General features: G+C 71.2%; 16 protein-coding genes. 8 read left to right on the top strand and 8 right to left on the bottom strand.

Annotation, left to right across the window (positions count from 1 at the left end; all coding sequences use genetic code 11):
• Positions 1 to 92: 92 nt before the first annotated feature.
• On the bottom strand, positions 93 to 554 hold the full coding sequence (gene nrdR / locus ACFQSB_RS26495) for a transcriptional regulator NrdR (RefSeq protein ID WP_354849823.1): 462 nt from the start codon (positions 552 to 554) through the stop codon (positions 93 to 95).
• A gap of 574 nt (positions 555 to 1,128) precedes the next feature.
• Between nrdR and lexA the strand changes: the two genes are divergently transcribed.
• On the top strand, positions 1,129 to 1,908 hold the full coding sequence (gene lexA, locus ACFQSB_RS26490) for a transcriptional repressor LexA (RefSeq protein ID WP_380829646.1): 780 nt from the start codon (positions 1,129 to 1,131) through the stop codon (positions 1,906 to 1,908).
• Positions 1,909 to 2,015: 107 nt separating this feature from the next.
• On the opposite strand, the gene leuS is transcribed toward lexA, so the two are convergent.
• Positions 2,016 to 4,481, bottom strand: a complete 2,466-nt coding sequence (leuS, locus tag ACFQSB_RS26485; protein WP_380829645.1) for a leucine--tRNA ligase — start codon at positions 4,479 to 4,481, stop codon at positions 2,016 to 2,018.
• 522 nt (positions 4,482 to 5,003) lie between these two features.
• Between leuS and ACFQSB_RS26480 the strand changes: the two genes are divergently transcribed.
• The gene (locus ACFQSB_RS26480; protein ID WP_380829644.1) at positions 5,004 to 6,623 is read left to right on the top strand and encodes a hypothetical protein; all 1,620 of its coding nucleotides are present in this window, start codon (positions 5,004 to 5,006) and stop codon (positions 6,621 to 6,623) included.
• Positions 6,624 to 6,689: 66 nt separating this feature from the next.
• On the opposite strand, the gene ACFQSB_RS26475 is transcribed toward ACFQSB_RS26480, so the two are convergent.
• From ACFQSB_RS26475 to ACFQSB_RS26465, 3 genes are all read right to left on the bottom strand, one after another.
• The gene (locus ACFQSB_RS26475; protein WP_380829643.1) at positions 6,690 to 7,970 is read right to left on the bottom strand and encodes a cytochrome P450; all 1,281 of its coding nucleotides are present in this window, start codon (positions 7,968 to 7,970) and stop codon (positions 6,690 to 6,692) included.
• Positions 7,971 to 8,040: 70 nt separating this feature from the next.
• The gene (locus ACFQSB_RS26470; RefSeq protein ID WP_380829642.1) at positions 8,041 to 9,300 is read right to left on the bottom strand and encodes a cytochrome P450; all 1,260 of its coding nucleotides are present in this window, start codon (positions 9,298 to 9,300) and stop codon (positions 8,041 to 8,043) included.
• A 1-nt stretch (position 9,301) separates the two neighbouring features.
• On the bottom strand, positions 9,302 to 10,846 hold the full coding sequence (locus ACFQSB_RS26465) for a GMC family oxidoreductase (protein ID WP_380829641.1): 1,545 nt from the start codon (positions 10,844 to 10,846) through the stop codon (positions 9,302 to 9,304).
• 170 nt (positions 10,847 to 11,016) lie between these two features.
• Here ACFQSB_RS26465 and ACFQSB_RS26460 point away from each other — a divergent pair, with 170 nt between their 5' ends.
• Complete coding sequence (locus tag ACFQSB_RS26460; protein ID WP_380829640.1) at positions 11,017 to 12,570, top strand: long-chain-fatty-acid--CoA ligase; 1,554 nt, start codon at positions 11,017 to 11,019, stop codon at positions 12,568 to 12,570.
• 177 nt (positions 12,571 to 12,747) lie between these two features.
• The gene (locus tag ACFQSB_RS26455) at positions 12,748 to 14,058 is read left to right on the top strand and encodes a M14 family zinc carboxypeptidase (RefSeq protein ID WP_380829639.1); all 1,311 of its coding nucleotides are present in this window, start codon (positions 12,748 to 12,750) and stop codon (positions 14,056 to 14,058) included.
• A 218-nt stretch (positions 14,059 to 14,276) separates the two neighbouring features.
• Here the strand turns inward: ACFQSB_RS26455 and ACFQSB_RS26450 are convergent, their stop codons facing one another.
• Positions 14,277 to 15,536 (bottom strand): class I SAM-dependent methyltransferase, encoded by a 1,260-nt coding sequence (locus ACFQSB_RS26450; RefSeq protein ID WP_380829638.1) that lies wholly within the window; start codon positions 15,534 to 15,536, stop codon positions 14,277 to 14,279.
• A 13-nt stretch (positions 15,537 to 15,549) separates the two neighbouring features.
• On the bottom strand, positions 15,550 to 16,899 hold the full coding sequence (locus ACFQSB_RS26445) for an FAD-binding oxidoreductase (protein WP_354849795.1): 1,350 nt from the start codon (positions 16,897 to 16,899) through the stop codon (positions 15,550 to 15,552).
• A gap of 597 nt (positions 16,900 to 17,496) precedes the next feature.
• Between ACFQSB_RS26445 and ACFQSB_RS26440 the strand changes: the two genes are divergently transcribed.
• A complete protein-coding gene (locus tag ACFQSB_RS26440) occupies positions 17,497 to 18,594 on the top strand; it encodes a CaiB/BaiF CoA transferase family protein (protein ID WP_380829637.1) in 1,098 nt (365 codons plus the stop codon).
• 343 nt (positions 18,595 to 18,937) lie between these two features.
• Here ACFQSB_RS26440 and ACFQSB_RS26435 read toward each other — a convergent pair whose 3' ends face one another.
• Positions 18,938 to 19,444 (bottom strand): GyrI-like domain-containing protein, encoded by a 507-nt coding sequence (locus tag ACFQSB_RS26435; RefSeq protein ID WP_380829636.1) that lies wholly within the window; start codon positions 19,442 to 19,444, stop codon positions 18,938 to 18,940.
• A gap of 195 nt (positions 19,445 to 19,639) precedes the next feature.
• Between ACFQSB_RS26435 and ACFQSB_RS26430 the strand changes: the two genes are divergently transcribed.
• From ACFQSB_RS26430 to ACFQSB_RS26420, 3 genes are all read left to right on the top strand, one after another.
• Entirely contained in the window at positions 19,640 to 21,079 is a 1,440-nt protein-coding gene (locus tag ACFQSB_RS26430) for a GuaB1 family IMP dehydrogenase-related protein (protein ID WP_380829634.1), read from the top strand.
• A 272-nt stretch (positions 21,080 to 21,351) separates the two neighbouring features.
• The gene (locus tag ACFQSB_RS26425) at positions 21,352 to 22,653 is read left to right on the top strand and encodes a general stress protein (RefSeq protein WP_380829633.1); all 1,302 of its coding nucleotides are present in this window, start codon (positions 21,352 to 21,354) and stop codon (positions 22,651 to 22,653) included.
• 514 nt (positions 22,654 to 23,167) lie between these two features.
• Positions 23,168 to 23,542, top strand: coding sequence for an FKBP-type peptidyl-prolyl cis-trans isomerase (locus tag ACFQSB_RS26420; RefSeq protein WP_354849782.1), 375 nt, complete (start codon positions 23,168 to 23,170; stop codon positions 23,540 to 23,542).
• The last annotated feature ends 7 nt before the right edge of the window (positions 23,543 to 23,549 follow it).

Genomic DNA, 23,549 nt, shown 5'->3' with positions numbered 1-23,549 from the left:
CTCGTCTTGGAAACACATCGTCACGCCGCTGGCATCCCCCGGCGCCGGGGCAACATCTGGTCGTCGGGCCCCGCCGGGCCCGCGGTGGGCGATCAGCCTTCTCTGGCGGCTCGCGCCGACCTGAGCTGCTGGATCTCCTCTTCGAAGTCGGCGAGCGTCTCGAAGCCCCGGTAGACCGAGGCGAAACGCAGGTAGGCCACCTCGTCCAGCTCGCGCAGCGGCCCGAGGATCGCCAGCCCGACCTGGTGGGCGGGGATCTCGGCGGAGCCGGTGGCCCGGATGCTCTCTTCGACGCGCTGGCCGAGCTGCGCCAGCGAGTCCTCGCTGACGGGCCGCCCCTGGCAGGCCCGGCGGACGCCGGCGATCACCTTGTCCCGCGAGAAGGGCTCGGTCACGCCGCTGCGTTTGCCCACCATCAGCAACACCGTCTCCTGCGTGGTGAACCGGCGCCCGCACTCAGGGCAGGTGCGCCGCCGGCGGATCGCCGCGCCGTCCTCGGTGGAACGGCTGTCGATGACCCTGGTGTCCGGATGACGACAGAATGGACAATGCATGTCGCCTCCTTTTCTCGGCTCCCACCGGTCACAGGAGCACCGCCCCCGAAATCGCGGGAGCCCGGGACGCGCGTCCCGGTAAAAGCCGCCCTATGTTTGCGCATTCGCGGGACGCGCGAGAGGCCTTCGCGCGCGCATGCGAATAAGCTCGCGCACGCACTGCGGCCTGCCTTCAGCGCGCCGACGGAAACACAACCTATGGTGAACCACATCGGTGTAACTACTAGATGTTGTGGTCCAACCGTAGGAGTGACGCACCATGAACGCAAGTCGGAACCGCCGGTGCGCCGCGATCGGGCCCGCCATCAGGGCGAACGGCGGTGGAACCGGCGTGTCGCGGGGCGCGCCCCCTCGTCCGCAACCAGGGCATCAGCGGTCACCCCGGCACCGCGCCACGGTTGATCGACTTCGGCGCCCCTCCGGCATAAGATCGCGTGAGTCGAACACGATATCGATCGAACTCCCGTACGATGTCGTTCACCGGACGGTTCACCGAATGGGCGACTCTCGAACAACTGTTTGATGACGATCTTGAACAGGGTTATTGTCGCTGTGTGCGACACGAGCAATACGGATGGGGAGCCGGCCGGGCGGTTTGGCGTCAGAGGGCGTCCTTGGGGCGTCCGGCGAGGAGGACATTGTGAGCGAGCAGCAAGAGATCGGCACGGTCGTCAGCGATCTGGCGGTGCGCAGGCGTGACTCCCTTGGTCTCACCCCGCGGCAACGCAAGATCCTCGAGGTGATCCGTGACTCGGTCCAGCAGCGCGGGTATCCGCCGTCCATGCGCGAGATCGGCGAGGCCGTCCAGCTCACCAGCACCTCCAGTGTGTCCCACCAGTTGACCGCACTGCAGCGCAAGGGCTATCTCCGCCGTGACCCGCACCGTCCCCGCGCACTGGAGGTCCGCCTGCCCGGCGAGCCGGCGCTGTGGGTCGACCCCGTCGCGCCCGGCGAGGACGAACAGCTCGTGACCCGCCCGACGGCCGCGTTCGTCCCCCTGGTCGGCCGCATCGCCGCCGGTGGCCCCATCCTTGCCGAAGAGCGGGTCGAGGACGTCTTCGCCCTGCCCAAGCAGCTCGTCGGCGAGGGCACGCTGTTCCTGCTCCAGGTCGCCGGAGACTCGATGATCGACGTCGCCATCGCCGACGGCGACTGGGTGGTCGTGCGCCAGCAGCCGGTGGCCGACAACGGCGACATCGTCGCCGCCATGATCGACGGCGAGGCCACGGTGAAGACCTTCAAGCGCAAGGACGGCCACGTCTGGCTGGTGCCGCACAACGCCAACTACGACCCCATCCCCGGTGACGAGGCGACCGTCCTGGGCAAGGTCGTCGCGGTGCTGCGCAAGCTCTGACCGCCGCCCCCGCCTCTCGCGATTCCCCGTCCGCGCCTGAGCGCTCACCCTTCCGGTGAGCGCTCAGGCGTTTCGCATGCCGCCCCGGCCGGTGCGCGGCCGGCGGGTCAGGGAACGATGTTGACGAGCTTGGGCGCCCGCACGATCACCTTGCGCGGCGCGCCGTCGAGGTAGGCCCGCACCTTCTCCGAGGCGAGCGCCAGCTCCTGCAGATCGGCCTCGGAGATCGTCGGCGCGACCTCCAGGCGGTCTCTGACCTTGCCCGCCACCTGCACGACGCAGGTGACCGACTCGCGCACCAGCAGGGCGGGGTCGGCGACCGGCCAGCCGCCGCGGACGATCGTCGGACCGTGGCCCAGCCGCTCCCAGCCCTCCTCGGCCACGTACGGCGTGACCAGCGACAGCATGACGGCCAGCGCCTCGGCGGCCTCCCGCACGGCGGGGTCGGCCGCGCCGGGGCCCGCGTCGATGGCCCGGCGCGCGGCGGTGGTCAGTTCCATCATGCGGGCGATGGCCACGTTGAAGTGGTAGGACTCGATCAGCCGCGTGACCTCGTCGATGGCGCGGTGGGTGACCTTGCGCAGCTCCAGGTCGCCGGCGGCGGGGTCCACGCCCGGCGCGGAGGCCGCGCCGGCCTCGGCCATGACGCGGAACGCCCGGGCCAGGAACTTCTGCGAGGCGCCCGGCGAGACGGCCGCCCAGTCGATGTCGTCCTCCGGGGGACCGGCGAACAGCATCGTCAGGCGGACCGCGTCCACGCCGAAGTTGTCGATCTGCTCGCCCAGGTCGACGCCGTTGCCCAGGGACTTGGACATGCCCTTGCCCTGGTTGATGACCTCGCCCTGGTTCAGCAGGCGCACGAACGGCTCGGTGAAGTCGACCATGCCCATGTCGTGCAGGACCTTGGTGAAGAACCGGGAGTACAGCAGGTGCAGCACGGCGTGCTCGGAGCCGCCGACGTACTGGTCGATCGGCCCCCAGCGGCGCACCTGCTCGACGTCGAACGGCCCGTCCTCGTAGTGCGGCGAGCAGTAGCGCAGGTAGTACCAGGAGGAGTCGACGAAGGTGTCCATCGTGTCGGTGTCGCGCTGGGCGGGGCCGCCGCACTTGGGGCACTCGACGTTGACCCACTCGGTGGCGCTCGCCAGCGGCGAGACCCCCTTGGGGGCCAGCGCCTCGCCGCGCAGGTCGGGCAGCGTGACCGGCAGCTGCTCGTCCGGGACGGGCACCTCGCCGCAGTCGGGGCAGTGGATGATCGGGATCGGCGTGCCCCAGAAGCGCTGGCGCGACAGCAGCCAGTCGCGCAGGCGGTAGTTCACCGCCGCGCGCCCGGCGTCGCGCTCGTCCAGCACCTCGATGATGCGGGCGATGGCCTCGGTCTTGGACAGGCCGTCCAGCGGCCCGGAGTTGACCAGCGTGCCCTCGCCGGGGGTGGCCACGCCGGTCTCGCCGGGGTCGGCCAGTCCGGTGTGCACGACGACCCGCACGGGCAGGTCGAACTTCAGCGCGAAGTCCAGGTCGCGCTGGTCGTGGGCGGGCACCGCCATGATCGCGCCGTGGCCGTAGCCGGACAGCACGTAGTCGGCGGCCCACACCGGCAGGCACTCGCCGTTGACCGGGTTGACGGCGTAGCGGCCCAGGAAGACGCCGGTCTTCTCCTTGTCGGTGGCCAGGCGCTCGATGTCGGTCAGCTTGGCGACCTGGGAGCGGTAGGCCGTGAGCTCCGGCAGCCGCTCGGGGTCGCACAGTTCCTCGGCCAGCGGCGCGTCGGCGGCGACCACGAAGAACGTCGCGCCGTACAGGGTGTCGGGGCGGGTGGTGTAGACGGTGACCGGCTCGTCGCGGCCCTCGATGGCGAACCGGACGTCGGCGCCCTCGGAGCGGCCGATCCAGTTGCGCTGCATGGTCAGGATGCGCTCGGGCCAGCCGCCCAGCTGGTCCATGTCCTGCAGCAGCCGGTCGGCGTAATCGGTGATCTTGAAGTACCACTGGGTCAGCTCGCGGCGCACGACGTCGGCCCCGCAGCGCTCGCAGCGACCGGCGACGACCTGCTCGTTCGCCAGAACCGTCTGGTCCTTGGGGCACCAGTTGACCAGGCCGCCCTTGCGGTAGGCCAGGCCGCGCTCGAAGAAGCGGTTGAACAGCCACTGGTTCCAGCGGTAGTACTCGGGGTCGCTGGTGTGCAGGCGCCGGGACCAGTCGAAGGAGATGCCGTACCTCTTGAACGAGGTGGCCTGGGTCTCGATGTTGGCGTAGGTCCACTCGGCGGGGTGGGCGTTGCGCTTGATCGCGGCGTTCTCGGCCGGCAGCCCGAAGGAGTCCCATCCGATGGGGTGCAGCACGTTGTCGCCGCGCTGCAACCAGTAGCGCGCGACGACGTCGGCGATGGCGAAGACCTCGCCGTGCCCCATGTGGAGGTCGCCGGAGGGGTAGGGGAACATGTCGAGCAGGTACTTGCGCGGACGCGCGTCATCGGCGTCCTCGTTCGCACGGAAGGCGTCCAGTTCCTCCCACCGGGCCTGCCACTTCTCCTGCAGCGCCTGCGGATCGTACTGCTCGTCACTCACGGCCATGTCCCTCGGATCGACTCAGCGCGGATGGCTGGACCAATAAAGAAACCCCTCGTGGGCACGAGGGGCAGCCGCGTCGACCGGTGTCTCAGCTCGGTCGGCGCGGCCCGCTAAGAAGCAGGGTCCTGCCACGCATAGCTCAAGGGTAGCGCAGCGGGCAATCGGTCTTCATGGCCTTCCGGCGGCACCCCTGATAACCCCGGGAAAACGGGCAGGCGGCGGACCAAAGGTGATAGATCCGTTGTGACCTCATATGTCCCTTTAGTTTACCCTTTTCGCGTGGCGAACTCGTATGAACCGGCACGTGGCCCCAATGTCGCGGAAGAGAGCCTGCCGATGCAGGACCCTCCGACCGACCCGACAGGCCTGCAGTTCAGGGGAGCTTTCTCGGATTCTCCTGCGGAGACCCCCGCTCCGCATGAGATCATGCCGAGCACCCCCAATCCGGGCATGATGTCGGGAGGTTCGCCAGCAATGGCTCCTGAGCAGTCCAGCCGGTCCACGCGACCCCCAGCGTGGCCGGAGATGCCGCCTCCTCCCCCGCCCCCATCGCCCTCGGTGTTCGACCCGGCGCCCTACGGCGGCCGCGCCGCCGACCCCCTCTCGCCCGGAGAGGGGCATCAGTACGGCGCCCCCGCCCCTCGCGACACCGCCACGCAGACGGCCTTCCCGCCTCCGCCACCGCTCGCCGACCCGCCGTTCTCCCCCCAGCCCACCGGGCCCCAGCAGTACACCCCCCAGTCCACCGGACCGCAGTACACCTCCCAGCCCACGGGGCCGCAGCAGTACACCCCGCAGCCCGGCGCGCCGCAGCAGTACACCCCCCAGCCGACCGGGCCGCAGTACACCTCCCAGCCCTCCGGGCCGCAGTACACCCCGCAGCCGACCGGGCCCCTGCCGCACGGCCCCTCGACCGGCCCGCAGCAGCCGCACACCCCGCACCCCGGTTCCGTTTCCGGGCCCCAGCGGCAGGCGGCCGCCGGTCCGCAGGCCTACGCCCCCGCCGGCGACCAGCGGTACACGCCTTCGCCCACCGGCCCGCAGGGGTACGCCCCCTCGCCGTCCGGTCCCCAGCAGGCGCCCGGCCGCCAGGCCCCGCCCGCGACCGGCCCGCTCCAGGCGCCGACGGGCGCGTACGTCCCGGCCGGCACCGAGACCACCATGCGGGTGCCCGGCCCGGCCGCGCCCGAGGCCCCGCCGGGACGTCGTCACGCCGCCCCGGACGACCCCGCCGACCCCTACAAGCCGTTCGTCACCGCCGGGCAGATCAGCGGGCCCAAGACCCCTCCCCCGGAGCGCCAGCAGGAGCTGTGGAACACCGTCTTCGGCGAGAACTACGACGCGATGGGCGAGGAGGGCGACGACGAGGCCGGCAACGGCAGGCGCGTATGGCTGCCGGCGCTGGTCGCCTCGGTCCTGGTCGCCCTGGTGGCGGCCCTGCTGTGGGCGTTCCTGGTGGGCCCGCTGAGCGGCTCGGGCGGGAACGGCTCCACCGCCTCCGGCGATCCCTCCCCCAAGAGCACCGCCAAGGCCTCCACCTCCGGCAAGGGGGGCACCGGCACCACCAAGCCGCAGTCGATCGGCCGGCTGCCCAGGTACCGCGGCCAGGCCTCGCCCCGCGCGGGCATCCTCACCGACAAGGCCGCCGGCCTCAGCGTCGTGCGCCTCGGCGGGCCGTGGCGGCTGGACCTTCGCTCCCAGCACGTCCAGGAGACCTACGGCTACACCACGCGCCAGTACGTCGCCGCGGGCACCGACCCGGCGGGCAAGCCGCAGTTCGCGCACGTCATGACGGGCCGGCTTCCCGCGGCCCTGGCCTCGAAGTACGACGCGGCCAAGCCGGACGACCTGGCCCCGGTGATCAGTTCGGTGGCCTTCGCCGCGCGCAACAAGTTCTTCCCGGCGGGCAACAAGATCGTCAAGACCGCCGAGCAGAAGGTCGCCGCCGGCGGGCACCCCGCGCGCCTGGCCGCCTACCAGGTCATGGCGGGCGACGCCAAGACGACGCTGGTCGTCGCCGCGGTGAGCACGGGGGCCGATCTGCCGGTGATCGTCTACATGGCGGTGCCGGACGGCAAGAAGGAACTGCTGCCCGACGTCAACACCGTGTTCTCCTCGATCAGGCCGGCCGGCCCCGCCTCCTGACCCCGGCGGGCCGCCTCCGGCCCGGCCCGCCCCCGGCCGTGAGCCGGGGCGGCGGCCGGCGGCCCGCTAGAAGTCGCAGGGCAGGTGCTTGACGCCGTTGATGAAGCTGGAGAACAGCCGCTGGGGGCGGCCCGCCTCGATGCGCGGCACGCGGTGGAGCAGCTCGCGGAACATCAGGGTGATCTCGCGGCGGGCCAGGTGGGCGCCCAGGCAGAAGTGCGGGCCGGGGCCGCCGAAGCCGACATGCGGGTTCGGGTCGCGGGTGATGTCGAACCGGTAGGGGTCGGCGAACACGGCGGCATCCCGGTTGGCCGACCAGTAGTACAGCACCGTCTTCTCGCCCTTGTGGTAGGTCGTGCCGTTCAGCTCGATGTCACGGGTCACCTTGCGCCGCATGTAGTTCACCGGCGAGGCCAGCCGGACGATCTCCTCCACCGCCTTGGGCGCGTGGCCCTCGACATCGCTCAGCCAGCGCGCCTTCTCGGCGGGGTTGCGGGTGAGCAGCAGCAAACCCTGCGAGATGGCGTTCCTGGTGGTCTCGTTGCCGGCCACGACGAGCAGGATGAAGAACGACCCGAGCTCCTGCATGGTGAGCCGCTCGCCGTCGACGTTGGCGTTGACCAGCGAGGAGGTGAGATCGCCCGTGGGGTTCTCGGCGCGGAAGGCGGCGAGGTCCTGCACGAGCTGCTGGAGCTCCATCCCCGCGGTGAGCAGGGCGCTGACGATCTCGTCCTGGTCGCCGGAGGGCACGTACTCGGGGTCGGAGGCGCCGAGGATGACGTTCGACCGGTCGAAGACGTACCCGTAGTCCTTCTCGGGGATGCCCATCATGTCGCAGATGATCTTCAGGGGCAGGCGGGCGGCCACCTCGGTGACGAAGTCGCAGCCCGGCCCCTTCTCCAGCAGCTCGTCCACGATGCGGGCGGCCGCGGTCCGCACGTCCTCCTCGAACTTCTGGATCATCTTCGGCGTGAAGGCCCGCGAGACGATGCGCCGCAGCCGGGCGTGCCGCGGGTCGTCCATGTTGATCATCGAGCCGAAGTACTCGGCGAACTCGGCGGGCATGTCGGCGATGTTGGTGGCGCCGCCCTCGCCCGAGCTGAACACCTCCGGGTTGCGGCTGATCGCCAGGACGTCGGCGTGCCGGACGATCGCGTGGTACCCCTCGCCCGGGGGCGCGAACGACAGCTCCGGCTCGGCGAAGAAGACCGGGGTCTCACGGCCGCGCAGCAGCTCGAAGGCGTGCTCGCGCTCGGCCATCGGCCGTGCCCAGAAGTCCCAGTCGGACAGGTCGATCTGGTCGTAGGAGGTGATCGGTCGGCGGCCGGGGGGTGTTTCCACGCTCATGCTTCCATGATTGAGAGAAGTGCTCACTTACGTCAAACCGCGCGCGATCTCCCCGGCGGCCGCGGGCGGCTCAGCGGGTCCGGTAGGACATGTGCTTGATGCCGTTGATGAAGTTGGACAGCAGGTAGTCCGGCTCGCCGGTGGCCCGGATGCCGGGCAGGCGGGTGAACAGCTCGCGGAACATCACCGTGATCTCCCGCCGGGCCAGGTGGGCGCCCAGGCAGAAGTGCGGGCCCGGGCCGCCGAAGCCGACGTGCGGGTTGGGGTCGCGGGTGATGTCGAAGACGTCGGGGTCGTCGAACACCGCCTCGTCCCGGTTGGCCGAGTTGTAGAACAGCAGCACCTTGTCGCCCTTGGTGTAGCGCTGCCCGTTCATCTCGTGGTCGCGGGTCAGCGTGCGGCGAAACTGGATCACCGGGGTGGCGTGCCGCACGACCTCCTCGACCGCGCCCGCGACGCGGGCGTCGAAGTCGCCCAGCAGCAGCTCGCGCTGGCCGGGATTGTCGGTGAACAGCTTCAGGCCGTGGGAGATGGCGTTGCGCGTGGTCTCGCTGCCGGCCACGACCAGCAGGATGAAGAACGACCCGAGTTCCTGGGAGGTCAGGTGCTCCTCGCCGTTGACCAGCATGCCGGTGAGGTCCTCGACGGGCACGCCCCGGCGCTCGCGTCCGAGCCGGCGGGCCAGCGCGCTGAGCTCGTGCCCGGCGCGCAGCAGCTTGGCCAGGCCCCGGGCGACGTTCCACCGGTTGATGTCGGGACGGATGCCGCTGTACTCGGCGTCGGCGTTGCCCAGGATGATGTTCGTGTTCCGGAACACCATTTCTTGATATTTCGCGGGAATGCCCATCATGTCGCAGATCACCTGCACGGGCAGGCGCGCGGCGATCTGCAGCACGAAATCGCCCGGCCCCTCGGCCACGGCCCGGTCGACGATCTCGCGGGCCGCCCGGGCGAGGTCCACCTCCATCTTCCGCAGGATCTTCGGAGTGAAGGCCCGGGAGACGATGCGCCGCAGCCGCGCGTGCGCCGGATCGTCCATATTGATCATCGAGCCGAAGTAGACGGCCAGCCACCTCGGCATGTCCGGGATGCTGTTGGCCGTCGGCTCGCTGCTGAACACCCCCGCCGCGCGGCTGGCCGCGGTGACGTCCGCGTGCCGCACCAGCGCGTAGTAGCCGGGCCCGTGCCCGATGAACGGGATCTTGTTCTCCCGGACGAACAGCGGCCGCTCCAGCTCCCGCAGCCGCCGGAACGCCTCCTGCCGACGGCGCGGCGGCAACCCCCAGAACGGGATCTCCGACAGGTCGACGCCGGTCAGGTCCGCGGTCATCTCACGCCCCGCGGATCAGGTCGGCCGCCCGCTCGGCGATCATGATGGTCGGGGCGTGGGTGTGGCCGCGGTTCAGCATCGGCATGACCGAGGCGTCCACCACGCGCAGCCCCGGCACGCCGATGACGCGCAGCGAGGGGTCCACCACCGCGTCGTCCTCGATGCCCATCTTGCAGGTGCCCGCCGGGTGGTACAGCGTCTCGGAGCGCTCGCGGACGTACCGGGCGAGCTCCTCGTCGGTCCGCGCGCCCTCGTAGGGCTTCATCGGCGCGCCCGCGTACGGCGCGAGCGCCGTCGTGGCGAACGCCTCCTGCGCCCTTCTCAGCCCGGCCACCATCCGGCGCACGTCGGCCTGCGCGGTCAGGTAGCGCGGGTCGATCACCACGTCCCGGCCGTCCAGGGTGATCCGCCCGCGGCTCTCGGGCTGGAGCAGGATGACGCCGATGGTGATCCCGTGCCCGGGCGGCGGGGTGAGCCCGTGGTCGACGAACGGCGCCGGGGCGAACAGCAGCTCGATGTCCGGGGCGGGTTCCTCGGGGGAGGTCCGGACGAAGGCCACCGCCTCTCCGACGTTGGAGGTCAGCAGGCCGTCGCGGCGCAGCAGGTAGCGGGCGAGGTTGCCGAGCGACTCGGCGCCGGCCAGGGTGACCGGCCGGGGGCACTCCAGCATGACCGCCGAGGCGAGGTGGTCCATCAGGTTGCGGCCGACTCCGGGCAGCTCGTGCCGCGGCTCGACCCCGGCGGCCCGCAGCGCGTCGGGGTCGCCGATGCCCGAGAGCATGAGCAGGTGCGGCGAGCCGACCGCCCCGGCCGACACGATGACCTCCTTGCCCGCGCTCACCCTGCGGCCCCCGCCGTACTCCACGCCCGTCGCCCGGCCGTCCTCGTCCAGCAGGAGGCGCTCGGCCTGCGCGGCGGTGAGCACGGTCAGGTTCGGGCGGCCCATCGCGGGCCGCAGGTAGGCGTCGGCGGCGCTCCAGCGGCGCCCCCGGTCCTGGGTGACCGGCGTCGGGGAGAAGCCCTCGTTGGAGGGGCCGTTGAGCTCCGGAAGGCGGGTGAGCCCCATCTCCTCGCAGGCGCGCAGGAACGCCTGGGTGGTCACGTTGGGGGCGCGCAGCTCGGAGATGTAGGTCGGGCCGTCGGTCCCGTACACCGCGCCGTGATTGGAGCCGACCCGCCGCTCCGAGCGCCGGAAGTACGGCAGGACCTCCTCGTAGGACCAGCCCGGCAGGTTCCAGCCGTCGTAGTCGGCCCGGTGACCGCGCACCCACATCTGGGCGTTCATCGACGAGGAGCCGCCCAAGGTCCTGCCGCGGGGCCAGTACAGCCTGCGCCCGCCCATCTCCTTCTGCTCGGCGGTGGTGAAGTCCCAGTCGTAGGGGGTCTTGAACAGCTTGGAGAAGGCGGCGGGCACGCGGATCTCGAACTTGCGGTCGGCCCCGCCGGCCTCCAGCAGCGCCACCCGCACCGAGGGGTCCGCCGAGAGCCGGTTGGCCAGGACGCAGCCGGCCGAGCCCGCTCCGACGATGACGTAGTCGTACTGCATGGGGGCCTCCGGGGGGACGTGATCGGCTCCCACCGTACTTACGCCCGCGCGCCGCCCCGCGTCCACGCTCGTTACCGGATAGTAGCTATCGGCTGGCAAGATGACGCCGACCCCCTGCGAGCGCCACCACGCCGTTCGCGCCGGGGCGCCGGCAGCACGAGGAGATCGCCATGCTCAACCTTTCCGTCGTCCTGGAGGACAGCGCACGGGAGCGTCCCGACCGCACGGCCGTGGTGTTCGGAGACCTGCGCATGTCCTATGCCCTGGTGAACTCCCTGGCAGACCAGGTGGCGGGCCTGCTCGCCTCGCGGGGCATCGGCAGGGGCGACAAGGTCGCGCTCGCCTGCCCGAACCTGCCCTACTTCCCGATCGTCTACTTCGGCATCCTCAAGGCCGGCGCGACCGTCGTCCCGCTCAACGTGCTGCTCCAGGCCCGCGAGATCGCCTACCACCTGCGCGACTCGCGGGCCAAGGCGCTGTTCTGCTTCGAGGGCACCCCCGAGCTGCCGCTCGGCCGGCGCGGCCACGAGGGGTTCCGCGAGGCGGTCTCCGAGGGCGGGCCCGACGCGGACGGGTTCTTCATCCTGCCCGCCACCCCGCTCGGCACCGAATCGGGCATCGAGGGCGTCCCGACCCTCTGGACGGCGCTGAGCGGGCTCCCCGACCGGTTCGAGACCGTGGCCACCGCTCCGGAGGACACCGCCGTGATCCTCTACACCAGCGGCACCACAGGGCAGCCCAAGGGCGCCGAGCTCAGCCACCAGAACATGCTGCTGAACGCCGTGGTCTCCGACGAGATGTTCGAGCTGACCGGCGACGACGTCTTCCTGGCCGCCCTGCCGCTGTTCCACTCCTTCGGCCAGACCGTCATCATGAACGCCGGCTTCCGCCGCCGGGCCGCCCTGGTGATGGTGCCGCGCTTCGAGCCGGCCGCGGCGCTGGCGCTGATGCGCGAGGAGCGCGTGACCATGTTCGCGGGCGTGCCCACCATGTACTGGGCGATGCTCACCTCGGTGCACGCGGACGGCGCCGAAGTGCCCTCCACCCTGCGTACGGCGGCCTCGGGCGGCGCGTCGCTCCCCGTGGAGGTGCTCAAGGACTTCGAGAAGACCTTCGGCCTGCCGGTGATGGAAGGCTACGGGCTGTCGGAGACCTCTCCGGTGGCGAGCTTCAACCAGCGCGGGCGGCCCGCCAAGCCCGGGTCGATCGGCACCCCGGTCTGGGGTGTGGAGATGAAGCTGATCGACCCGGCGTGGAACACCGTCGAAGGCGAGGGGCCGGGCGAGATCGCGATCCGCGGGCACAACGTCATGAAGGGCTATCTCGGCCGGCCGGAGGCCACCGCCGAGGTGACGAAGGACGGCTGGTTCCGCACCGGGGACATCGCCACCCGCGACGCCGACGGCTACTACTTCATCATCGACCGCGTCAAGGACATGATCATCCGCGGCGGGTTCAACGTCTATCCGCGCGAGCTGGAAGAGGTGCTGATGACCCACGAGGCGGTCTCCCTGGCCGCCGTCGTCGGCGTCCCGCACGGCTCCCACGGCGAGGAGATCAAGGCGTACGTGATCCGCAGGCCGGGCGCGACCGTCACCGAGGACGAACTGCTCGCCTGGTGCAAGGAGAACATGGCGGCCTACAAGTACCCGCGGCTGGTGGAGTTCCGCGATTCGTTCCCGATGACGGCCAGCGGCAAGATCCTCAAGCGCGAGCTGCGCTGACGGCCCTCGGCCGCCGACGTCATGGGCATCGGCATCACGGGCATCGGCATCACGGGCATCGGCCGCACGGATCCCGGCCGCCGTAGAGCAGGGACTCCAGGCACGCGACCTCCCCAAATTCGGGCAAAACAACAAGGAGGCGGGTCGAAGGATCTCCCCTGAACTGGAGGCGATGCCATGGACGTCCGCGATCACATGCGGCGGGTCCCCGAACTGGACAGGTTTCCCAGCGTGGACGAGATGGGCGCCGAGCTGGACGAACTGGCCGCCCGCTACCCGGGCCTGGTACAGGTGCGCCGCATCGGCGCCTCACGCCTGGGCGAGCCGCTGCGGGCGCTCACCGTCGGCGACGGGGACCGCGACGCGCTCATCATCGGCGGCCCGCACCCCAACGAGCCGATCGGCTCGCTCACCGTCAGCCACCTGACCCGTCTGCTCTGCCAGGACGCCGCCCTGCGCGAGGGGCTCGGCTACCGCTGGCACCTGATCCCGTGCGTCGACCCCGACGGCGCCCGCCTCAACGAAGGCTGGTACGCCCGCCCCGGCGACCGGCGCCACTACGCCCGGCACTTCTACCGGCCCGCCTGGCGCGACCAGGTGGAGTGGACCTTCCCGATCTCCGGCGAGGGCTACGCGTTCGACCGCGCCCTCCCCGAGACCGAGGCGCTGATGCGGCTCATGGACCAGGTGCGGCCGGCCTTCGTCTACTCCCTGCACAACGGCGAGTACAGCGGCGCCTTCTTCTACCTCAACCACCACGACCCGGTCCTCGCCGCCCGGCTCACCGAACTGCCCGCCCTGGAGGGCATCCCCCTGCACCACGGCCAGCCCGAGCTGCCCGGCTCGGTCGCCATCGCCCCGGCCGTCTACCCCACCCCCGGCGGGCCGGGCCAGGCCAGGATCTTCGGCTCCGGCGGCGGCAGCGCCGACTACGCCGCGAGGTTCGGCGCGCTGCACCTGATCACCGAGTTGCCGTACTGGGCCGACGAGCGCGTCTGCGACCCCAGCCCCACGGCCACCTCCTACGGCGAGGTCATCAAGGCCGGGCTCGCCGCGCAACGCGAGGCCATCGACGTCCTCAACGCGATCATGGCGGCGGTGCGGGCCGACCTCACCGTCCACTCGCCCTTCCGCCGCTCCGTCGAGGACATGCTCGACACCTACCGCAGGTTCGCCGACGTGTGGGAGGGCCTGCCCGGCGTCGAGCGCCCGGCGACCGTCGCCGAGCAGTTCGGCAACCGGCAGACTCTGCACATGCGCCGATTACGCTCCTGCGGGACCTTCCGCCGCATGCTGCACGCCGAGGCCGCCGCCGGCAACCTCACCCCCGCCATCCGGGCGCAGCGGGAGCGGCTGGGCGAGCTGTTCGACGCATGGTACGCCGAGGCCGACGCCGAGTCGGGCGGACGGCCGATCGCCATCCGCAAGCTGGTCGCGGTCCAGCTCGCCGCCGGCCTGGTCGCCGCCGAACACCACGCCCGGCGCTGAGCGGTCACGCACCCCCTCTGAGCCGTCCGGTCAGGTGCGGAACCGTGGCACATACGGCGCCGTGGCGCACACTGGGCCGCAGCGCGTACGCCGCCGTGGCACACACGAGGCCGTGGCACGTACGCGGCCGGGCACGTGCCGGGAGAAGGCGGCGGCCCGCCCGGGCTCCTCAGGGGAGGCCGGACGGGCCGTCGTCACGTGATCGCGCCGGGCGCCGATCAGGGCCAGTCGAGCGCGGGCCGCAGCGGGACGCCCGACTCGCCCCGGTCGCCGAGCTTCACGCCGAGCACCTGGTGGAGCTGCACCTTGTTGCGCTCGAAGCCGACGATGCAGCCGGCCATGTACAGCCGCCACACCCGCGCCGTGCCGGGGCCGACCTCCTCGACCGCCTCGTCCCAGTGGGCGTCGAGGTTGGCGCACCACTTCTCGAGGGTCTTGGCGTAGTGCTCGCGGAGGTTCTCCTCGTGCCGGATCTCGAAGCCGGTGTCCTCCATCTCGCGGACGAGATGACCCACCGACTCGAGCTCCCCGTCGGGGAAGACGTAGCGGTTGATGAAACCGCCCTTGTTGATCGTCCTCTCCTTGCCGGTCGGCCGGGTGATGCAGTGGTTGAGCAGCCGGCCGCCGGGCTTGAGCTTGCCGTACAGGAAGCCGAAGTAGCCGGGAAGCTGGTCCTTGCCGATGTGCTCGGTCAGGCCGATGGAGCTGACCGCGTCGAAGCCGGTCTCGGCGACGTCGCGGTAGTCCAGGTGACGCACCTCGGCCAGCTCCGACAACCCCGCCTCGGCGATGGCCTTCTGCGCCCACTCGGCCTGCTGGCGCGACAGCGTGACCCCGAGGCCCTTGACCCCGTAGTGCTTGGCCGCGTGCATCACCATGCCGCCCCAGCCGCAGCCGACGTCCAGCAGACGCATGCCCGGCTTGAGGGCGAGCTTCTTGGCGACCAGGTCGAACTTGGCGAACTGCGCCTCCTCCAGCGAGGAGCCCTCCTCGGGGAAGGTCGCACAGGTGTAGGCCATGGAGGGGCCGAGCACCCACTCGTAGAACCGGTTGGAGACGTCGTAGTGGTGGTGGATCGCCTCGGCGTCCCGCTGCTTGGCGTGGCGGCTGCCGAGCCTCGCCATGGCGCTGCGGCGGACCTCCTGCGGGGGCGGCGGCACCCGCATGAGCAGCGGCTTGACGCCCAGCGACCGCGCGACGGAGATCTTCTCCTTCACCGGCATGTCGTTGAGCGTGATCTGCGCCATCTCCGACAGCAGGGTGTACATGTCGCCGTGCACGTCGATGTGACCGGCGATGTAGGCCCTCGCGAGCCCCATCTCCCCTGGGGACTGCGCCAGGTAAGCCACCGCTATGGGCGACTTGACCTCGATGCGGACGGAAGCGCCCGACGGCCCGGCCTTGCTGCCGTCGTACGCCGCGAACTCGATGTTCGCGTCCGGCCCGACGATCTTCTCGAAGATCTGGGCGAGTGTCATGCGACCAACCTCCTCAACGCCCCCGTACGCATTTCTCATAGAGGTCGAGCAGCCGGGCGCCCGGGTCGTAGGCACGTTTGACCGGCCAGTAGGCGTCGCCGTTGTAGAGACGCCAGAACTCCTCACGGGGGTAGAACGATGTCGAGTACAGGGACTTGTGGCCGCCCAGGTCGTGCACGGAGTTCTCGATCAGCCGGTTGTGGTAACCGTCGGCCTGTCCGCGCGGGAGGGCGACCATGCCCCAGAACCCGAAGTTCACATAGAGCTTTCCCGGCTCCAGCGGGTACAGCGGCCACTCGCCGGTGGCCTTCAGCGGGCACATCCACACGGGCGTCATGCCCACCTTGCCGTGGAAGAACTCCAGGAAATCGGCGCCTCGCTCGACCGGGACCTCCACGTCCTGGATGACCGACTCCTGTACCGGGTTGCCGCGCCACCGGTCCACGCGGGCCGTCACGCCGTACCTCTGGTCGAGCCCGACCAGCTTGCGGTAGACGTCCGAGCGCAGGTAGCGCCGCGGCATCAGCGAGCGCACCAGCGGCTGCTGCACGCCGAAGGCCCGCGAGCACCAGAACCAGTCGGTGTCCCAGCGCCACAGGTAGTCGCGGACGGTCAGCCAGTCGCGGGTGCGGGTGCGGATCGACTGGTAGTAGATGCGCATGCCGGTGTAGTCCGAGGCGTACGGCGCGCGGTCGGCGAACTGGCCGACGGTGATGTACATCTCGCCCGGCTCGAAGAACGTGCCGTCGACGAAGTCGACCTTCTCCCCCTCGTAGTGGCCGCTGTCGCAGATCTCCTGCATGGCCAGCATGCACTTGGCGGCGTCGGAGAAGGGGATGTGCGTGAGCCGCACGTACGGCTTGACCGGGAGCAGCTTGATGCGCAGCCTCAGCGCGTAGCCCAGGGTGCCGTAGGAGTTGGGGAAGGCGTGGAACAGATCGCTGTGCTCGTTGTCGTCCCTGGCCACCACGACGCGGCCGTCACCGGTGAGGATCTCCATCTCCTCGACCGACTCGTGCGGCAGCCCGTGGCGGAAGCTGGAGGACTCGATGCCGAGCCCGGTGACGGCGCCGCCCAGGGTGATCGTCTTGAGCTGCGGGACGACGTACGGCATGAGGCCGGCCGGGAGCGTGGCGTCCACCAGGCGCTCGTAGGTCGTCATGCCCTGGACCTCGGCGGTCCTGCTCTCCGGGTCCACCTGGATCACCTTGTCCAGGTCGCGCGCGGTGAGCTTGGCCGTCTTGCCCGGCTCACGGAACCGGAACAGGTTCGTGGTCGGCTTCGCCAGCCTCGGAGAGGCTCCGTCCGGGAGGGCGGTGTAGGACTCCCTGATCTGCTCCACAGCCGCTCGATGGGCTGTCATCTGGGCGGTCGTCCTCACCGTGCGATCTGGCATGCCACCACCCCCTATAACTAAGTGCGTGGAGATCGACGCTACGACGCTATCTCCTGTCTTGACCATCGACCAGAGTAGACACGTTAAACCCGCGCAAACTCCCGACCCCCCTTCAAAGCGTTGTGGCACAAGGGTTAGCGTCATGTTCGCAGGTGAGGGGCGGGGCGGTGGGAACCGTTTTCACCAAGCGTTTGCTTGCTATCGCGATGGGGACTATCGTCGGCATCGCACCCGAGGAGAACAGCGATGAGCACGAACGGCGCCCCGGACCCCCATAACGCCCCGGCACCGCGCAACGCCCCCAAAACGCCCCCTCTTCCTGCCTCCACCACCTCGGCCGGAGCCGCCGACGACTCCCCTCCTCCTGCTGCCGGCGGCCCCCAAGCCGCCACTCCCGAAGGATCCCCGGCCGCCCCGGAAAACGGCCCCACTCCTGCTCCCGCCTCCGCCTCCGCGTCCGGCCCCGGCCCTGCCTCCGCCTCCGCTTCTGGCCCTGCCTCCGCCTCCGCGCCCGGCCCGGCCGCCGGCGCCGGGAGCCGCTCTCAGGGCGGACCGCTCGCCGGGGTGCGCGTGCTGGAGCTCGCAGGGCTCGCGCCCGGGCCCTTCGCGGGCATGATGCTGGCCGACCACGGCGCCGAGGTGCTCAGGGTCGACCGCGTCTCCACCGTCGCCAGGAGCGGCGACCGCCCCCGCCCCGACGTCATGGACCGCGGCAAGCGCACCATCGGCCTGGACCTGAAGTCCCCCGACGGCGTCGCCGCGTTCAAGCGGATGGCCGCGACCGCCGACGTCGTCATCGACGTCTTCCGCCCCGGCGTGGCCGAGCGCCTCGGCATCGGCCCCGCCGACCTGCACGCCGTCAACGAGCGGCTCGTGTACGGCCGCATGACCGGCTGGGGCCAGGACGGCCCGCTCGCGCCGACCGCCGGGCACGACATCGGCTACATCGCCATCGCCGGCGCCCTGTCGATGCTCGGCCGCGAGGGCGACAAGCCCACTCCCCCGATCAACATCCTCGGCGACTTCGCCGGCGGAGGCCTCATGCTCGCCTACGGGGTGGTGCTCGCCCTGTTCGAGCGCGAGCGCACAGGCCGCGGCAAGGTCATCGACGCCGCGATGGTCGACGGGGCCGCCTCCCTGTTCGCGATGTTCTACCACACCGCCCAGAGCGGCCTGTGGGGCCCGCGCGGCACCAACCTGCTCGACACCGGCGCCCCGATGTACGACACCTACGAGACCGCCGACGGCCGGTACCTCGCGGTCGGCGCGCTGGAGCCCGCCTTCTGGAACGAGATGGTCTCCCGCATGGGCCTGACCGACCTGCCCGACCGGAACGACCGCGCCAACTGGCCGCAGATCCGCGAACGGCTCGCCACCGCGTTCAGATCCAGGACACGCGCCGAGTGGGAGGCCGTCTTCGAGGGCTCGGACGCGTGCGTCACGCCCGTCCTGGACATGGGCGAGGCGTCCCGGCACCCGCACAACCTCGCCCGAGGGTCGTTCGTCGAGGTCGGCGGCGTCACCCAGCCGGCGCCCGCGCCCCGCCTGCTCGGCAGCGGCCGCAGCGACCTGGCGCAGGCCACCCGGCTGCACGACCTCACCTCCTGGGGCCTGTCCGGCGAGCACGCCAAAGCCCTCCGCGCAGCCGGCGTCCTCGCCTGACCCTCACCGGCAACGTCCTCGCCCAACCCTCGCCCCAACGTCCCCGTCTGAACCCGAACCGGCAGCGCCTCCGCCTGAACCCGAACCGGCAGGGTCCTCGCCGCCCCCTCGCCCCGGCGTCCTGACTGAACCGTTCCGCCTGCGTCCTCGCCGAACCGCTACCGCCTGTGTCCTGGTTGAGCCGTTACCGCCGGGTCCTCGCCGAACCACTACCGCCCGCGTTCCGGTTGAACCGTTTCCGCCGGGCCCTCGCCGAACCGCTACCGCCGGGGTCCTCGCCTGTACCCTCGCCGGCGGTGTCCTCGTCCGCTTCGGTGACCACCGGCCCCCGCGCGGGCTCGGCTCACGCCTGGGCGCGGGCGTGGTCCATGCCGGCGGGGACGGGAGTGTGGCCTGGCAGGACCGCCAGATACAGATCGACCCCGGCCCGGTGGTGGACCTCCAGGTCGGTGGTGAAGGCCCGCGCCGGCACCCCGCCCGACTCGGTGTGCCGCCACACCTGCTGCCACGCCTCGATGAGCGACTGCGGCATCGGGCCGTGCGCCTCGACCTTGAGCGCCTGGACCCCGGGCACACGCACGGCCACCATGCCCTCGGGCAACCCGGCCGCCGTGCGCACCGCGACCCCGACGACCTGGGTGTAGGCGCCCTGATGATCGCTCTCGTAGTCGATCATCACCGCGTAGAGATTCTCGTCGATGCGCCCGGGAACGTGGGCGAACGCGCCCGGAGCACCGGCCCGTCCCCACAGGACCGGCAACTGCGCCCGCGACGGATCGGCCTCCGCCGCGTTGCTGGTGCGCACGGCGTACCCGACGACGAGCACCTCCGGTCTGTCAACGATGATCATAACGCCTCCCCACTCGAGGGCCCCCCGCCTGCCCATCGCATCGCGCGGTCAATGCGGCCGGACCGGCCGTCAGCCGACACGATCATCGCGCACAGAGGAGTGGGCAGGGGTGCCCGGTCAGATCATCTCGCACGGAGCACCCAGCTGACCTGGGAAGTCCCATTGTTTACCATGAATCGCCTAGGCTGGACCAACGTGCGATTCCTCAATGATCAGGCGCCGATCTACGACCTGACCTACAGCGACGTCTTCATGGTCCCGTCACGCTCGGCCGTCGGCTCGCGCCTCGCCGTGGACCTCTCGAGCCGCGACGGCACGGGCACCACGATCCCCATCGTGGTGGCGAACATGACAGCGGTGGCCGGCCGGCGCATGGCCGAGACCATCGCCCGGCGCGGGGGCATCACCGTCATCCCGCAGGACATCCCCATCGACGTCGTCGCCGACGTGATCGACTTCGTGAAGAAGCGCGACCTGGTGCACGACACCCCCATCACCCTCACCGCGCACGAAACCGTCGGCGAAGCCCTCAACCTGCTGCCCAAGCGGGCGCACGGCGCGGTCGTCGTCGTCGACTGGGACAACCGGCCGATCGGCGTCGTCACCGAGGCCGACTGCCACGGTGTGGACATGTTCACCCAGCTCTCCCAGGTGATGTCGGGCTCACCGCTCACCATCCCGGCCGGCACCGACCCGCGGGCGGCGTTCGAACTGCTGCACAACGGACGCCACCGCCTCGCCCCCGTCGTCGACGGGGAGGGCCGGCTGGTCGGCGTCCTCACCCGCACCGGCGCGCTGCGCGCCACGCTGTACGAGCCCGCGGTGGACTCCCAGGGCCGCCTGCGCGTCGCCGCCGCCGTCGGCATCAACGGCGACGTCGCCGCCAAGGCCAAGGAGCTGGTGGACGCGGGCGTCGACTGCCTGGTCGTCGACACCGCCCACGGCCACCAGGAGAAGATGCTCTCGGCCCTGGCCGCGGTGCACGCCCTCGACCCCGGCGTCCCCGTCGCCGCCGGCAACGTCGTCACCGCGGCGGGCGTGCGCGACCTGGTCCAGGCCGGCGCCGACATCGTCAAGGTGGGCGTCGGGCCGGGCGCCATGTGCACCACCCGCATGATGACCGGTGTGGGACGGCCGCAGTTCTCCGCCGTCCTCGAATGCGCGGCCGAGGCCCGCGGGCTCGGCAGGCACGCGTGGGCGGACGGCGGCGTGCGCCACCCGCGCGACGTGGCCCTCGCCCTGGCGGCCGGCGCGTCCAACGTCATGATCGGCTCGTGGTTCGCGGGCACGTACGAGTCGCCGGGCGACGCGCGCACCGACGCCGACGGCCGGCGGTACAAGGAGAACTTCGGCATGGCCTCGGCCCGGGCCGTACGGCTGCGCACCGCCGAGGACACCCCCTTCGACCGCGCCCGCAAAGCCGTCTTCGAGGAGGGCATCTCCACCTCCCGGATGTACCTGGACCCGGTGCGGCCGAGCGTCGAGGACCAGATCGACGCCATCGTCGCCGGTCTGCGCTCGTCGCTCACCTACGCCGGCGCCACCTCCCTGGAGGAGTTCCACGACCGCGCCGTCATCGGCATCCAGAGCTCCTCCGGCTACTCCGAAGGCATGCCCCTCCACCAAAGCTGGTAGCCCCACCACCTTGCGGTCCACGCCCCCGCACACCAGCACGAGGGCACGGCCACCCGCACAAGGACACGGCTGACCGGGGGGAGGGGCGCGAGGCGATGGGTGAGAGCTGGGGGTGAGGGCTGGGGGTGATGGCGGTGGCCGGTGGTCGGTGGACGAGGGGTGATGCCACGCGGGAGGTGTCGTCATTGTCGGTGGTGACGGCGGAGTGATAAGTCGCCTTCGCCGGGTAGTCCGGGTCGGCAGGTACCCCCTAGCCGCGGAGGCGAGATCTCATGATCGGTTCGTCACCCGAGCTGGCCGCGCCGTCCGCCATCGACCGGCGACTCCTGGTCAGCTACGACAACTATCCCGCCGCGCAGCGCGCGGTGGACACCCTTTCCGACGCCGGATACCCCGTGCAGAACGTGGCCATCGTCGGCAACGACCTGCGACTGGAAGAGCTGGTCACGGGACGGCTCACCAATCCCCGCGCGGCCCTCTCCGGAGCCATCAGCGGAGCCGTCTTCGGCCTCGTCGTGGGCCTGTTCCTCGGACTGTTCACCACGACGACCGCCTCGTTCTTCGCCCTTGTGGTGTGGGCGATCCTGTGGGGCGCCGTGATGGGCGCCGCCTTCGGGTTCGCCGGCCACGCGTTCAAGGGCGGCACCCGCGACTTCACCTCGCGCAGCGCCATCGTGGCCGGCAGGTACGACGTCCTGGTGCCCGCCGCCGCGATGGAGGAGGCCCTGGCGGTGCTGGAGGGCGGGAACAAGCCCGCGGACACCGTGGTCGTCGCCCGGCCTCCGTCCAGCGGCCCTCTGCGCACCCCCGGCGCCTCCGGACCTGAGACCACCGCCCCTTCACGCCCCGAGACCACCGGCACCTCACGCCCCGAGAGGACGGGCACCTCCAGCCCCGAGACGACGCCTGGGGCCACCGGCACGGCCCCTCCCACCTCCGACCCCTTCATCCCGACCACCGGGACGATCCTCCCCATCCCCGAGACGGTCTCGCCGGCCTCGCCGACGGCTCCCCCGGCTTCCGAGGTGGCCCCTTCGGCCTCCGAGACCTCCATTCCGAGCACCGGGACGATCCTTCCCACCTCCGGGACGGTCCCTCCGGCGTCATCGGACGTGAACGTCCCCGCCGGTGACCCTGTGACCGGCGAACCCGCCGTCGAATTCCCCGCCCAGCGTCCGGCGCCGGCCCCTGAGCCCGTTCTCCAGGTTGAGGACGAGGCCGGCCACGCCGGGTCCCCCGACCCCGCGCACGCCGACCCCTCCCATGCGGACCCGACCTCCGCAGACGTCATCTCGTCGGACACCACCTCTTCCGGGACGGCGGAGTCGGCCATCGTGCCGCCCGCCACCAGCCGCGCGGAGGCGATGGAGGAGGCCACCATCGCCATCCCGCTCTCCGCCGTGCCGCGCACGTCCGCTTCCGGACCTTCCACACCGGCCTCCGAGCCGTCCTCGCCCAAGGAGACCGACACCACTCCCACGGCCTCGGAGAACGCCGGCCTCGATGCCGAACCGGCCGACCAGGCCCCCGCGAGGAAGGCCGAGGAGAAGCCGAGCGACGTCCGCGCCCGGTAGCCCACTCTCCGGCGAACCCACCAACGGCCGCGGGCACGACCTCACCAGCCGGCCAGACGAGTCAGCTCACGGGCACGGCGTCCACGGACAGCCAACACACGCGGCGCCCCGCCCGCCGGGAAACGACCCACGGACACCACGTCCACGGACGGCGCACAGGAGACGGCCCACGGGCCCCCGGACGGCCAGTCTGACGGGACATCCTTGTACGGCCCCGTCAGGGGACGTCCTACGGGCGTGGTGACTCCGGAGGTCCCCACGAGGGGGACAGACGGCCTCCCCTGGCCGCCGGCCCCCCGGACCGCCTGTGGCCGGCCGGCCGCGGACCCTTGGCCGAGGGTCCGCGGCCGGTCGGCCGTGGGCGGGTTCCGTACGGAAGCCCCCAAGGGATACGCCCTCGCCGTTCGCCGGCTCCCGGAACCCCGTAGAGTCGTGCGGTCGGCCCGACAAGGGCCGGCGATCGGTCCAGGCGCCCGTTCGGACAGGCGGGGCGCAACCTAACCAAGGAGAACACGTGGCACTCGAGAAGCCCGAGATCGACTTTCCGGAGGGCGACGCGCCGGCGGATCTCGAGATCGTAGACATCACCGTGGGCGACGGTGAGGAGGCCAAGCCGGGCCACATGGTGACGGTTCACTATGTCGGCGTGGCGTTCTCCACCGGCGAGGAGTTCGACGCGTCGTGGAACCGCGGCGACTCCTTCAACTTCCCGCTCGGCGCCGGCCGCGTCATCGCCGGATGGGACCAGGGTGTCGCCGGCATGCGCGTCGGCGGCCGTCGCAAGCTGGTCATCCCGCCGCACCTGGGCTACGGCAACCGCGGCGCGGGCAACGCCATCAAGCCGGGCGAGACGCTGATCTTCGTCGTCGACCTGCTCGGCGTCAGCTGACCCGACC

The organism is Sphaerisporangium rhizosphaerae (assembly GCF_042665155.1).
Taxonomy (GTDB): Bacteria; Actinomycetota; Actinomycetes; order Streptosporangiales; family Streptosporangiaceae; genus Sphaerisporangium; species Sphaerisporangium rhizosphaerae.
Note: the sequence above shows the minus strand (reverse complement) of the source record. Positions and strands in the feature narration are given on the sequence as shown.